Source organism: Sulfitobacter sp. AS59, assembly GCF_038899995.1.
GTDB lineage: Bacteria > Pseudomonadota > Alphaproteobacteria > Rhodobacterales > Rhodobacteraceae > Sulfitobacter.
Map to the genome: position 1 here is coordinate 701,520 of NZ_JBBMQK010000001.1, position 12,816 is coordinate 714,335.

Below are 12,816 nucleotides of genomic sequence, written 5' to 3' on the forward strand. Positions count from 1 at the left end.
AGGAAACGTCGGGAGGGACATCATGGAACTGGAACAGGCAATGTTGGGGCGCCGCAGCATCAGGGGCTTTACCAAAGATCCGGTATCGCGCGAGCTGCTGGAAGAGATCATTGAACTGGCCAACCGTGCGCCATCATCAATGAACACCCAGCCTTGGCATTTCCATGTCCTGACGGGTGAACCGCTTGAAAAAGTTCGCGAAGGCAATTCCACCCGCATGTTGCAAGGCGTGCCGCCAGTGCGCGAGATCAGCGATCATGGGGCCTATGCGGGCGTGCACCGCGAACGGCAGGTCGATATCGCCAAGCAACTCTTCGCCGCAATGGGGATTGAGCGCGAGGATAAAGAGCGCCGTCAGGATTGGGTGATGCGCGGTTTCCGCCAGTTTGACGCGCCCGTTTCCATCGTCGTTTGTTTTGACAAATCACTAGATGACAACGGTACCATCGCGCATTTCGATCTGGGGGCCGTCACCTATGGTCTGGTCCTTGCCGCGTGGAGCAAAGGGCTGGGGTCGGTCATCAACGGTCAAGGCATCATGCAATCGCCCGTCGTGCGCGAGCATGCCCAAATCCCCGACGACCAAGTGATCATGACCTGCGTGGCGCTTGGCTGGCCCGACGAAAGCTTTTCCGCGAATGATGTGAAATCGGTGCGCCGCCCCGTGGACGCTGTGGCGCGCTTCGTGGGCTTTGACGGCTGAGATCGAGGCTCAGCGCGATTAACCGTATTTTGTGTGTTTCCGGGTGGTTTTTCTATGATGATCGCCCGGAAATCCCTCTTTTGCCAAGGTGATAGCTGCCAAACCTCGCACTGCATCTGAACAGTAATTAAGGTTAATGCTTCTCCAAGATTTCGTTAACGGCAATTAGCGGGCCTCGGTGTTTGTTAACACTTCCAGCCTCCACAGTTCTGCAACTGCGCGGCTGAGCTATGGGAAAACAGAGCCCTACCAATCTTTTACGTCCTATACTTATTCCAACACCTTAGAATTTACGAAGATGAACGCGCAGCGACCTCGTAACCGCGTTCTTCGGGCTCATCGTCGATCAGTTCTTGAGGAAAGCCATCCGCCAGTATTTTAAGGCTTGTTGCGTCCTCTAACCGCTCGATAATCCGGTCCGATTGCGCCCGTTCGCCATAGCGTTTTTGCCCGTCCGTCATGATGTCGATAATCAACGGGGACACCTCAAGCGGGATCGAATACTGGTCGGCAAGCTTTTGAAACAGCCCAATATCTTTCTGGATAAGGTCCATGGTAAAGTTCACGTCCCGCGATCCCGACAGGATCAACTGGCTTTCGGTCTCGTGCACAAAAGACGTGCCCGAAGACATTGCAATCGCCTGATATGTTGTTGCCAGATCCATCCCGGCACCCTTCATCACGGTCATCGCCTCGCAGACGGAAATCAGGTTCACAGTGGCCAGATAATTTGTCATCACTTTTAGCACGGACGCCGTGCCCAGATCGCCCGTGTGCAGCACGCGCCGCCCCATCAGCGTCAGCAGCGGCAAAATACGTTCAAAGGTCGGTCGGTCACAGGCGGCGAATATGCTGATATTGCCGGTATCAGCGCGGTGACATCCGCCAGACACAGGGCAATCAACAGCGGAACCGCCTGCATCGATCACGGCAGCGCCAAGGCGTTTAATCTCCGCAGGATCGGTCGTAGACATCTCCATCCAGATTTTGCCGGGGGCGACATGGGGCAGCATTTCGGCCATGACCGCCGCCGATGCGGCGGGACTGGGCAGGCAGGTGATCACCACATCGCAGGTCTGCATCAGGTCCGCTGGCGATGTGCCATCCGTGGCCCCGCCAGCCACTTTCTCAGCCACGAAATCCGCATTCAGATCATGCACATAAAGATCGACACCGTTGCGCAGCAAACTGCCCGACAGCTTGCCGCCCACGTTGCCCAAACCGATAAACCCAACCTTCATGCGCATGCTCTCCTATAAAGTTAACGATAGGTGAACCGCCATGACCCCAGCCGGTCGCGTCTGTTTGCGACCCCTACGCCGACAAGAGCGCAACAGCACATGTTTGGAAGATAAGAGACTGGGGCGATGGAATGGCGCAGTGGCAGCACACCAAATCGAGGCAGTATGGCCAGTTCGACCTAGCCCGACAGCACCGACTTGCGCACCATATCCCAGTATTGCGCGATCACCTGATCAAGCGTCAGCCGACCGCCCACCCGAAACCACGTATTCACACCGGTCAGCATGGCGATCACGGCAAGGGTCGCGATTTTCGTATCGGCAATGTCAAAGTCACCCACATCCGCACCGCTTTGCAAAATCGCTTCCAAGCGGTCTTCGTACTGGCGGCGCAAAGCCTCAACCGCGCTAAAGTTTTCGGGCGTCAGGTTGCGCAGCTCCATATAAGAGATGAACACCTCGTCGGGGCGATCTGCGTGAAACCTGATGTGGAAATCGACAAAGCGGCGCAGCCTGTCCACCGGCGCAAGGCTGATGTCGTCGCTAAACGCTTCCAAAAGCTGCTCCATATGGGTGCTTAGCAGATTGAAAAGCAGCGTTTGTTTGTCGGGGGTATAATTATACAGCGCGCCCGCCTGCACGCCGACCTCGCTTGCGATGGCGCGCATGGACACGGCGGCAAATCCGTTTTGCGCAAACAAACGCAATGCGGCTTGTCGGACCTTGGGGCCGGTGATGTCGGAATGTGAACCAGTGGTGCGTGCCATATTCAAACGCTAATTGAACAGTCGTTCAAAGGCAAACCCCGCTTGCACGATATCTATGGCTGGTGCATGAATTGCCCCTATGACACATCGCACCCTTTCAGGCCTTTGCGCCCTTGCCCTGTTGCTGCCTGCCGCCTGCACGCAGTTTCCGGTGCTTGACAGCCGCGCAACGCCCGAAATGCTGGCCGCGCAATACCCCGCCCTTGTACCCGTTGACCCGCTGTTGGCACAGGCGGCGGCAGATCAGATCGACGCGACCCAGACCGAAAATACGATGAATGCCCGTGTCGCTGGTTTACAGGCCCGCGCGGCACGGTTGCGCGGATCAGTTCTGACCGGCACAGAAAAGCAGCGATTGGACGAGGGTTTGCAATAGACAATTTTCCGATTGGCTGCGTTGCACGTGGGGTTTGAACCCGCTACATCGCCGCCATAGAGTAATTTCGTCGCCTCCGCGCACCGTTTTAAAGGAAATGCACATGTCACATCCGCTTCAGTCTGGGCCACTTCGTCTTGGGATTGCGGGATTGGGTACGGTGGGCGTTGGCGTTGTGCGCATTCTGCGCAAACAGGCCGATCTGCTTGAGGCGCGCACAGGCCGCAAGATCACCATTTCGGCTGTGTCCGCCCGCAGCAAAGACAAAGACCGTGGTGTGAACCTGTCGGGCTACGCATGGGAGGATGATCCCGTCGCCTTGGCCAAGCGGGATGATGTCGATGTGTTTGTTGAATTGATCGGTGGCGACGAAGGTCCGGCCAAAGACGCGACCGAAGCCGCATTGGCAGATGGCAAGGATGTCGTGACCGCGAACAAGGCGATGCTGGCCATTCACGGTCAGGCATTGGCCGAACAGGCCGAGGCGGCGGGCCGTCATATTCGTTACGAGGCGGCGGTCGCAGGCGGCATTCCGGTGATCAAGGTCTTGAACGAGGCCTTGGCCGGCAACCAGATCACCCGTGTGATGGGCGTGATGAACGGATCTTGCAACTATATCCTGACCCGAATGGAAGACGCAGGCCTGCCCTATGAGGACGTGTTCGCCGAAGCTGACGGCCTTGGCTATCTTGAGGCTGATCCGGCGCTGGACGTCGGCGGTATTGATGCCGCGCATAAGCTGGCAATCCTGTCCTCGATCGCATTCGGGTCGCGCGTTGATTTCGACGGGATCGACCTTGAAGGTATCGAGCGGGTCAGCATTGAGGACATCCGTGCCGCCGCTGGCATGGGCTACAAGATCAAACTGCTGGGCGTGGCCCAGATGACCGGTCGCGGGCTTGAGCAACGCATGCAGCCCTGCCTTGTCCCCGATACATCACCTTTGGGGCAATTGTCCGGCGGCACCAACATGATCGTGCTTGAAGGCGACGCCGTTGGCCAGATCGTGCTGCGCGGCCCCGGCGCGGGCGAAGGCCCGACCGCCAGCGCCGTCCTATCTGACATCTGCGATCTTGCCCGCGGTTGGCAGGGGCCGGTGTTTGGCCAAAAGGCCAGCACCCTAACCGACGCGACCTCGGCCATGTCGCAAGCCCCGGCGGCGTTCTATCTGCGCATGGGCCTTCTGGATAAGCCTGGCGCGCTGGCCAAGGTGGCCACCGTGCTGGGCGAGGCCGGGATAAGCATTGACCGGATGCGCCAGACCGAACACCATAACGATCACGCGCCGGTATTGATCGTCACCCATAAAACCACCCGCAGCGCCTTGGACGATGCTTTGGCCGCGATGGCGGGCACCGGCGTCTTGGCCAATGATCCCGTTGCTTTGCGGATCGAAGACCTTTGAACCGCAATTCAAAAGACTGATTTAAAAGGAACCGACCCTCATGACTTCTCCTGCTGAATTCAAAGACCGCATGTTGTCCCTGGGCCTTGCCCGCGTATCCGAGGCCGCCGCATTGGCATCGGCCAAACTGATCGGTCGCGGCGACGAAAAAGCGGCGGATCAAGCAGCCGTTAACGCCATGCGCGAACAGTTGAACATGTTGGATATCGCAGGCGTTGTGGTGATTGGCGAAGGTGAACGTGACGAAGCCCCGATGCTGTATATCGGTGAGGAAGTCGGCACCGGCAATGGCCCCGGTGTGGACATCGCACTGGACCCGCTCGAAGGGACGACGCTGACCGCAAAAGACATGCCAAACGCGCTGACGGTCATTGCCATGGGCCCGCGTGGGTCTATGTTGCACGCGCCTGACGTGTACATGGACAAGCTGGCCATCGGGCCGGGCTTTGCCAAGGATGTTGTGACGCTTGATATGACGCCCGCCGAACGCGTGCAGGCCCTTGCCGCCGCCAAAGGGTGCAGCCCGCAAGACATCACCGTGTGCATTCTGGAACGTCCCCGCCACGACGAAATGATCGCCCAAGTCCGCGAAACCGGTGCGGCGATCCGGTTGATCACCGATGGCGACGTGGCTGGTGTTATGCATTGCGCCGAACCCGGCACAGGCATCGACATGTATATGGGATCGGGCGGCGCGCCTGAGGGCGTGTTGGCCGCCGCCGCGTTGAAATGTATGGGCGGGCAGATGTATGGCCGCTTGTTGTTCCGCAACGACGATGAACGGGGCCGCGCCGCCAAGGCCGGGATTACCGATCTTAACCGTATTTACGGGCGCGATGAGATGGTCACTCAAGACGTGATCTTTGCCGCGACGGGTGTAACGGGCGGTACGCTGTTGCCCGGCGTTCAGCGCGAACCGGGCTGGCTGACAACCGAAACGCTGATCATGCGGTCGAAATCGGGGTCGGTGCGGCGGATCAATTATCGCACGCCGACGGACAGCTAAACAGGACAGACGCGTAGATCACTGGATGAGTTACTGAACATGATGGGAATGAGGGACGCATGAGCTTTTTAGGTGTTGATGCCTCCCTGACCGGGCGCAAATGGGTTGGCCCCGGTGTCGAGGTTGAACGCGCCACGCAAGTGTTGTTGCAGCAAACCGAGCTGCCACAAGCCTTGTGTCAGGTGCTCGCCCGCCGCGGCGTAGATGCCGCGGAGGCTGAACAGTTTCTTTCCCCGTCCTTGCGCGAGTTGCTGCCCGACCCACGCTCTTTGCGTGACATGGAAAAGGCCGCAACACGGTTTCTGACTGCTGTAAAAGCCCGCCAGCGTATCGCTGTCTTTGCGGATTACGACGTGGATGGTGGCAGCTCTGCCGCGCTGTTGCTGGTGTGGCTGCGCGACATGGGCTGTCAGGCGACACTTTATGTGCCCGACCGCATCGACGAAGGGTACGGCCCCAACGACGAGGCCATGGCCGCGCTGGCCGCCAAGCATGACCTGATCATCTGTGTCGACTGTGGAACGCTATCGCACGGGCCAGTTGCTGCGGCAGTGGGCGCGGATGTGATCATCTTGGATCACCACTTGGGCGGCGAAACGCTGCCGGATGCCGTTGCCGTGGTGAACCCCAACCGGCAGGACGAAGACGGCGCGCTGGCCCATCTGTGCGCCGCTGCCGTGGTGTTCTTGATGCTGGTCGAGGCGGGCCGCCAACTGCGCGAGGCTGGCACCAAAGGCCCCGATCTGATGGCCATGCTTGATTTGGTCGCGCTCGCCACCGTGGCTGATGTGGCCCTGCTGATCGGCGTGAACCGCGCCTTTGTGCGCCAAGGCTTGCGCGTGATGGCACGGCGCGACCGCGTCGGCTTGGCCGCACTTGCCGATATCGCGCGGATGGACACGGCCCCCGCCTCCTATCATCTGGGGTTTCTGCTGGGTCCGCGCATCAACGCAGGCGGACGCATCGGGCAGGCCGATCTGGGCGCACGCCTGCTGGCCACCAACGACCCGCACGAGGCCGCCGCCCTCGCCGAGCGGCTCGATACCCTCAACACCGAACGCCGCGACGTAGAGAACGCCGTGCGGGCCGTGGCGCTGGATCAGGCCGAGGCACGCGGCTTTGACGCGCCGCTGGTCTGGGCCTCGGGCGCGGGCTGGCATCCGGGCGTGGTGGGAATCGTTGCCTCGCGCCTCAAGGAAGCATCGAACCGTCCGTCGATCGTGATCGGGTTCGAGGACGGCATCGGCAAAGGATCGGGCCGATCCGTATCAGGCATTGATCTGGGCGCACCGATCCAACGACTCGCCGCCGAAGGATTGCTGATCAAGGGTGGTGGTCACAAGATGGCCGCGGGCCTGACCGTCGCCGAAGACAAGCTGGACGCTGCAATGGCGCGACTGGCCGAACTGCTGGAAAAGCAAGGCGCGCATCTGGCAGGGGCCGCTGATCTGCGTCTGGACGGCATGCTGATGCCCGCAGCTGCCACGGTTGAACTGGCCGAACAAATCGAACAGGCGGGCCCTTTTGGGGCCGGTGCCCCTGCCCCGCGTTATGTTTTTGCGGATATGCAGATTCGTTTCGCCAAGCGCGTTGGCGAAAGCCATCTGAAAATCAGCTTTGGCGATGGCGGCAGTGCGGGTACCAAACTCGATGCTATCGCCTTTGGCGCGTTCGACGGCCCGCTTGGCCCGGCCCTTGAAAACCACGGCGGCGCACGGTTTCATTTGGCTGGCCGTCTCGACATCAACAGCTGGCGCGGCCGACAAACCGTGCAACTTCGACTAGAAGATGCGGCCCCCGCATAAAACTTTTTCGCATTAGGGGTAATTTCTACTTGCGCCCTTTCGCGCGATTGCCTAATGAACCGCTCACAAGCTAAGTGGCCCGTTCGTCTATCGGTTAGGACGTCAGGTTTTCAACCTGAAAAGAGGGGTTCGACTCCCCTACGGGCTGCCACTTGTACTTCTAGTTTCATGTTATTGTTTATAAATACCGCTTGGCACTTTACTGTGCTCGCAGGCGTTAACGATGCCCAACGCTCCAATCACAATTACCCTGCCCAACTGGCCCGTGTGAATTACGGAAAGCCTGTTTGCCGCCAAATGATTGTGACCTTTCGGTTTTTCGGGCCGCTAGCAGGTAATCCCTCTTGGTTTTGCGGAACTTTTAGGGATGCGGCGTGTTTGTTGACGACTGAGGACTGACAGGATCAGATCGCTGACTGGCCGAAATGGCCCGCGCCGCAATTTTGATCCGTGCGCGCGATTGCAAGATCGGGGCTGGCACAGATGCACCTCACCAACCAAAGGCGCAACATGTGGACAATTCAAAGATGAACCTGACGCGAAAGATCGCAATTATTGGCGCGGGGCCGATGGCCATCTACACCGCCAAAGGTCTGTTGCATGGGGATACCCCGCTTGATCTGACCATCTTTGACGCAACCGATCAGGTCGGATGTGGCATGCCGTATCGCGCGGGCATGAATGCAGATTACATGTATTGTAACGCCTTCAGTCGCGAGATTCCGTCAATTACGCAACCGCTCGTGGCGTGGTTGCATGATCAAGACGACGCATTTCTGAACGCGTGGGACCTAGCGCAAGATGATATCGATGCGCGCGATTTCTATCCGCGCGTCTTGCTTGGCGAATATATGAAGTCCGAGTTTGAACAGCTGTGCGAGGCAGGTCGAAACGCGGGCCATGGGGTGCACGTTTTGCCAAATCACAAGGTTGTCGATGTTATCCCGACCGAAAGCACCATCAAGCTGGAGGTTCTGACACCTGACGGGCCATCATCGTTTGCCTTCGATAAGGTGGTGTTGGCGACCGGGCATGACTGGCCTGCGGCACCCAAACTTGGCGGGGCCGATCTGGTGTCACCGTGGCCCTATACAAATATCACCGCATTGCCTGCGGGCGAGATCGGCGTATTGGGGTCGTCCCTGTCGGCGATTGATGTGATCGTGGCCTTGGGGAAAGAGCACGGTACATTTATCGAAGATGGCGAAAAGGTCAGCTGGTTTAGCAATCCGGACAGCGAAGCGCTGTCCATCACCATGGTTTCGCACAAAGGCATCATGCCCGAACCTGATTTTTACTATCCCTACCCCTATGAGGCGCTGAAACACGTAAACCCCGATGCGATTTCGGCTGAACTGGAAAACGGCAACGACGCACTGCTACAGCGGGTTTTTGCATTGCTTCTGGCCGAGCTGAACGACGCCGCGCCTGAGTATATGGAGACGTTGGGCCCGGATGCGCAATCGATTGACGGGTTTTCTGAGGCATATTTCAGGCGCCGTGAAACAGTCGGCGGCCTGCGCGCCCTGCGAGAGACCCTGACCGCCGCGGTCAAATCGAAAGACCACAAGGAGACACAGCATCACCGTTACGCGCTGTTACGCGGGCACGAGAATTTCGAAATGATTTTGGAGCACTTAAGCGATAAAGATTGGCAGGTCTTTAACGAAAAGCTCATGCCGGTTTTCGGGGACTGTTATGCTGCCATTCCCCATATCTCGGTCCGGCGGGTGTTGGCGCTTTATGATGCCGGGGTGTTACAGATTATTCCCACCGGTCCGGAGTCTTCTTTCGAAAACAGCCCGTCTGGCGGTGTGTCGGTACAGACCATCGATGGAAAGATCGACTTCGACGCGTTGATAGATGCGCGTGGGCAGGCGGCCGCCCCGCTTGCTAAGTTGCCGTTTCCCGGCTTGGTAGGCAGGCTGGCTGAACCTGATAAGGACCTGTTCGAGCCGTTCAAGCTTGATCTATCCGTCCAGACCGATGGGGCTGTGTATTGTCTGTCGATGCCGCAAGTGTTGAAACGACATCCGTTTTCGCAAGGCCTGCCAAATTGTGACGATCTTGGCCGTGTCGTCGCGAAAGACATCTTGGACAGCATTGAGGGGAGCGCACCCAGCTGACCCGTTAGGGTCCGTCCGCATTACGCCCTTAATCCGCCCACATGGAATGGGCCGCTATATCCGTTTTGCGAAACAGCGTTTGGCGTGATCGACCCGCATTTTTGGATTGGTACAGCGCCATATCCGCGTCAGCCAGAATGTCTTTGGCATCCATCATATGGCCTTCTTGGATCCAGACGGTGCCGATGCTTGCCGAGATGTGGCACGCGTTGCCCTGAAAATTGATCGGTTTTTCAAGCCGTTCGATCAGCCGGTCACCGATGGATAAAAGCATCTGCTCTGACCCGACATTGGGCAGGATAAGCGTAAATTCATCGCCGCCCACTCTGGCGACGGTATCGGCGTTGCGCGTTTCCTCAACCATGATTTGCGCAACGGCTTGCAAAACATGATCCCCCGCCGCATGGCCATAGGTGTCATTGACGGCCTTAAAGAAATCCAAATCGATTTGCATGACAGCAAAGCTGGCCTGCGTGCTGACAAGCCGCGCCAAAACGTGATCCAATGCGCGCCGGTTTTTCAGACCGGTCAATGTGTCGGTAAACGCCTGTTCCTCGGCCGCGATTTTTGCCCCCTGCAGGCGCAGGTTCAACTGACGCGACGCATCCATTGCGGCCGATTTCGCCTCGATCAGATACAGCATTTCAATGGCAAGGTCGGTCGCGGCGAAATCAGCATTGCTCAGCGCATAGGTCCGCACACCGTCAAGGATCGAAATCCCAAAGGACAGGTTGATCACCACTTTGCCATTCTCGGCGTCATAGGGGACCAACACCGCCTTTAGATCGCTGTCCGGATCGTCGTGCAACGAGATGTGCAGCTTGCTGCCTGCCCTGCGGCGCAGCGCCTCTATGTTGCGGACGCCTTTGGGGCGTTTAACCGCGAAGCATTCAAAAAAGCCCGCCCCGACCAGACTGCCCGACGGGCAAATTTTCTCTGCTGTTGGGCCGGCGTGGCTGATCGTGCCATCCTTTTCGACCAGCACATGCATCGGGCACAGCACGTCCAGCATGGCATTCATTTGCACATTGTTCATCCGACACGGGCCCCAAGGTCAAACTGCCGCCCTTGGGCAAAATCCTTGTCTACCAATGTGATAAACACTTTTTCAACGCCGTCATTGCCCGTTTCGTGGTCCAGCAATACCAACGCGCCGTAGTCGTCCGCGATAACGCGCAACATGCCCACAAAGACATAACCAAAGCCCGACACAGCACCGCGGCACAGCAGTTCAAAACAGCCGCTGGCGCGTTCATCCATTTCCAGCTCGGGCAGATCCAGATCGGAAACGGCAAGCCGTGCGCGGTCCGGCAGATCATCCAAAGACAGTAAAAATTCCTCGAACGTGACGCCGCCAAACCGCAGCAAGCGCCGCACCCCTTCAAGTTTGGGCGTAGAGACAAGGTAGGTGCCAATGTCTTCTAACAGATCATGCTTGGGCCGCGACGTGACCAGCGACAAGGCATCAATAAGGCGCGTGGTTACATCATCCTCATAGGTCATCATCGCCTCGAATTCGGTGAAACCCAAATCGGCGCTGCCCGTCACCTGCCCCCAGACGTCATAGCCAAAGGTGTCGCTGACGTAATTTTGGACACTGCGATTAATAAGCCCGTGCATCTGAACCCTTCCGATTGACCCAAAGAACCATCGGAAAAGACAATTAACATTTGGCAAAAACGCCCCCACCGCGCATGCCAGCCGCCGCACCAAATACATTGGAATTAGCGATAAATTTCTACGAAACCGCGCGAGTTACATGGGTCAGAAATCCGTCGGCGCCCCGCCTTCGGCTTTGCGGCGGGCGACGAAATCGGCCAGTTCCTCGTGAATGGCGCTGTCCATTGGCGGCGCTTCAAAATTGGCGATGATCTCTTTGAACATGATATGCGCGCGCTCGGGCGTCCAAACCGCGCCTGCGGCCTCCCACCCTTCGTAGTTTTTCCAGTCACTTAGGAACGGTTGATAGAACGCGTCGGTATAGCGGTCTTGGGTGTGTTGGATGCCAAAGAAATGGCCCTGATTGCCGACAGATTTAATCGCATCGAGGGCAATTTCATCCGGGCCCGTCGCACAGATCACCGGATCCATATAGCGCTGTATTTGCTGGAGAACCTCGCAATCCATGATGAACTTCTCGGGCGATGCGATCAGCCCGCCCTCAAGCCAGCCAGCCGCGTGATAGACCATGTTGGTGCCCGATTGCACGGCGGCCCACAGACTGTTGGAGGTTTCCCACATCGCCTGACCATCAGGCACATTGGCCGCGCATACCCCCGACGACCGCATTGGCAGATTGTAGAAGCGGCACAGCTGCCCCGTCATCTGGGTGGCACGCATATATTCAGGGGTGCCAAAGGCGGGCGCGCCGGTTTTCATGTCCACATTCGATGTGAAGGTGCCAATCGCACAAGGGCAGCCGGGGTTGATAATCTGCGCCAAAACCACGGCGCACAGCGCCTCGGCCAGCGATTGGGCCACGGCACCTACCATCGTCACAGGCGCCATCGCACCGGCCAGCGTAAAGGGCGTCACGACCAACCCCTGCCCCCGCCGCGCCAGCCGCATCCAGCCGTCCAGCATCGGGATGTCGTGTTTCAGCGGCGAGGTGGAGTTGATGTTGGTGTACATCCGCGGTGTGGCGTCGAATTCATCGTGGGTCAAACCGCCTGCGATGCGCACCATTTCCATCACGTCTTCGACGCGCTCCTTGCCCAGACTATAGGCATGCATGACCTTATCCGTCAGCGTCAGCTTGTCATAAAGCACGTCCAGATGGCGGACAGAGGCGTGGATATCGACCGGTTCCACAGGATAGCCGCCTGCAAAATGGATGCAGTTGAAATATTGCGTCAGCTTCAGCAGATCGCGACACATGGCGCGGGTGCCGGGCACCTTGGTGCCAATGGACATGTCCCAATAGTTTGGCGGCGACGATACGTTGCCGAACACCAGATGCTTGCCACCGATGGTGATTTGACGGTCCGGGTTGCGCGGCGTGAGGGTGAATTGCGACGGGGCTTTGCCGATCCATTCCATCACAAAATCACGCCCCATGCGGACGTTTTCACCGTCTACCTTGCATCCCGCTTTGCGCAGGATATCAAGCGCCTCGTGGTTCAGGAATTCGATCCCTATCTCTTCGAGAATGCGCATGGCGCCGTCATGGATCGCCTCAACCCCTTCGGGTGTCAGCGGTTCGGTGGGGCGGTCGACGTTGATGGGCGGGTTCCACCGCATCTGTTCGATCACAGATGTGCCGCGCCGTGTCTTGGCCCCCGCACGGCCACCGCCGCGTGTTCTGCGTTTGGGATCGGTCTGTGCCATCGAAACCTCCTGAAAACCTGCTTCAGAAGGCATCATCCCCGCAGCGGGATCGTTCCTATT

Annotated in this window: 11 protein-coding genes and 1 tRNA gene; 7 read left to right on the forward strand and 5 right to left on the reverse strand. The window is 58.3% G+C overall.

Annotated features, from left to right (window positions below):
• The first annotated feature begins 22 nt into the window (after positions 1-22).
• A complete protein-coding gene (locus WNY39_RS03490; RefSeq protein WP_341234824.1) occupies positions 23-703 on the forward strand; it encodes a nitroreductase in 681 nt (226 codons plus the stop codon).
• A gap of 290 nt (positions 704-993) precedes the next feature.
• On the opposite strand, the gene WNY39_RS03495 is transcribed toward WNY39_RS03490, so the two are convergent.
• Positions 994-1,944 (reverse strand): NAD(P)-dependent oxidoreductase, encoded by a 951-nt coding sequence (locus tag WNY39_RS03495; RefSeq protein ID WP_342844090.1) that lies wholly within the window; start codon positions 1,942-1,944, stop codon positions 994-996.
• Between the two features lie 179 nt (positions 1,945-2,123).
• Positions 2,124-2,711, reverse strand: coding sequence for a TetR/AcrR family transcriptional regulator (locus WNY39_RS03500; RefSeq protein ID WP_342844092.1), 588 nt, complete (start codon positions 2,709-2,711; stop codon positions 2,124-2,126).
• Between the two features lie 79 nt (positions 2,712-2,790).
• Between WNY39_RS03500 and WNY39_RS03505 the strand changes: the two genes are divergently transcribed.
• The 6 genes from WNY39_RS03505 (at position 2,791) to WNY39_RS03530 (ending at position 9,429) form a co-directional block, all read left to right on the forward strand.
• Positions 2,791-3,087 (forward strand): hypothetical protein, encoded by a 297-nt coding sequence (locus WNY39_RS03505; RefSeq protein ID WP_342844094.1) that lies wholly within the window; start codon positions 2,791-2,793, stop codon positions 3,085-3,087.
• Positions 3,088-3,190: 103 nt separating this feature from the next.
• Complete coding sequence (locus WNY39_RS03510) at positions 3,191-4,492, forward strand: homoserine dehydrogenase (RefSeq protein WP_342844096.1); 1,302 nt, start codon at positions 3,191-3,193, stop codon at positions 4,490-4,492.
• A gap of 40 nt (positions 4,493-4,532) precedes the next feature.
• A complete protein-coding gene (glpX, locus tag WNY39_RS03515) occupies positions 4,533-5,498 on the forward strand; it encodes a class II fructose-bisphosphatase (protein WP_342844098.1) in 966 nt (321 codons plus the stop codon).
• Between the two features lie 59 nt (positions 5,499-5,557).
• Positions 5,558-7,303: a single-stranded-DNA-specific exonuclease RecJ gene (gene recJ / locus WNY39_RS03520; protein WP_342844100.1), complete on the forward strand. Its 1,746-nt coding sequence runs from the start codon at positions 5,558-5,560 to the stop codon at positions 7,301-7,303.
• Positions 7,304-7,379: 76 nt separating this feature from the next.
• A tRNA-Glu gene (locus WNY39_RS03525) sits at positions 7,380-7,454 on the forward strand.
• A gap of 361 nt (positions 7,455-7,815) precedes the next feature.
• Positions 7,816-9,429, forward strand: coding sequence for an FAD/NAD(P)-binding protein (locus WNY39_RS03530; RefSeq protein WP_342844102.1), 1,614 nt, complete (start codon positions 7,816-7,818; stop codon positions 9,427-9,429).
• A 28-nt stretch (positions 9,430-9,457) separates the two neighbouring features.
• Here the strand turns inward: WNY39_RS03530 and WNY39_RS03535 are convergent, their stop codons facing one another.
• The 3 genes from WNY39_RS03535 to WNY39_RS03545 form a co-directional block, all read right to left on the reverse strand.
• Positions 9,458-10,465, reverse strand: coding sequence for a GGDEF domain-containing protein (locus tag WNY39_RS03535; protein WP_342844104.1), 1,008 nt, complete (start codon positions 10,463-10,465; stop codon positions 9,458-9,460).
• On the reverse strand, positions 10,462-11,049 hold the full coding sequence (locus tag WNY39_RS03540; RefSeq protein WP_342844106.1) for a heme NO-binding domain-containing protein: 588 nt from the start codon (positions 11,047-11,049) through the stop codon (positions 10,462-10,464). The genes WNY39_RS03535 and WNY39_RS03540 overlap by 4 nt, the downstream gene beginning before the upstream one ends.
• Positions 11,050-11,193: 144 nt before the next feature.
• Positions 11,194-12,756 carry a trimethylamine methyltransferase family protein gene (locus WNY39_RS03545; RefSeq protein ID WP_342844108.1) on the reverse strand — a complete coding sequence of 521 codons (1,563 nt, stop codon included), beginning with the start codon at positions 12,754-12,756 and terminating at the stop codon, positions 11,194-11,196.
• Positions 12,757-12,816: the final 60 nt, after the last annotated feature.

Excerpts from the sequence above, each read along its gene's own strand:
- WNY39_RS03500 (WP_342844092.1), bottom strand. The coding sequence starts at position 2,711 with ATGGCACGCACCACTGGTTCACATTCCGACATCACCGGCCCCAAGGTC.
- WNY39_RS03510 (WP_342844096.1), top strand. The coding sequence starts at position 3,191 with ATGTCACATCCGCTTCAGTCTGGGCCACTTCGTCTTGGGATTGCGGGA.
- WNY39_RS03490 (WP_341234824.1), top strand. The coding sequence starts at position 23 with ATGGAACTGGAACAGGCAATGTTGGGGCGCCGCAGCATCAGGGGCTTT.
- WNY39_RS03505 (WP_342844094.1), top strand. The coding sequence starts at position 2,791 with ATGACACATCGCACCCTTTCAGGCCTTTGCGCCCTTGCCCTGTTGCTG.
- WNY39_RS03495 (WP_342844090.1), bottom strand. The coding sequence starts at position 1,944 with ATGAAGGTTGGGTTTATCGGTTTGGGCAACGTGGGCGGCAAGCTGTCG.
- WNY39_RS03540 (WP_342844106.1), bottom strand. The coding sequence starts at position 11,049 with ATGCACGGGCTTATTAATCGCAGTGTCCAAAATTACGTCAGCGACACC.
- WNY39_RS03545 (WP_342844108.1), bottom strand. The coding sequence starts at position 12,756 with ATGGCACAGACCGATCCCAAACGCAGAACACGCGGCGGTGGCCGTGCG.
- recJ (WP_342844100.1), top strand. The coding sequence starts at position 5,558 with ATGAGCTTTTTAGGTGTTGATGCCTCCCTGACCGGGCGCAAATGGGTT.
- glpX (WP_342844098.1), top strand. The coding sequence starts at position 4,533 with ATGACTTCTCCTGCTGAATTCAAAGACCGCATGTTGTCCCTGGGCCTT.
- WNY39_RS03535 (WP_342844104.1), bottom strand. The coding sequence starts at position 10,465 with ATGAACAATGTGCAAATGAATGCCATGCTGGACGTGCTGTGCCCGATG.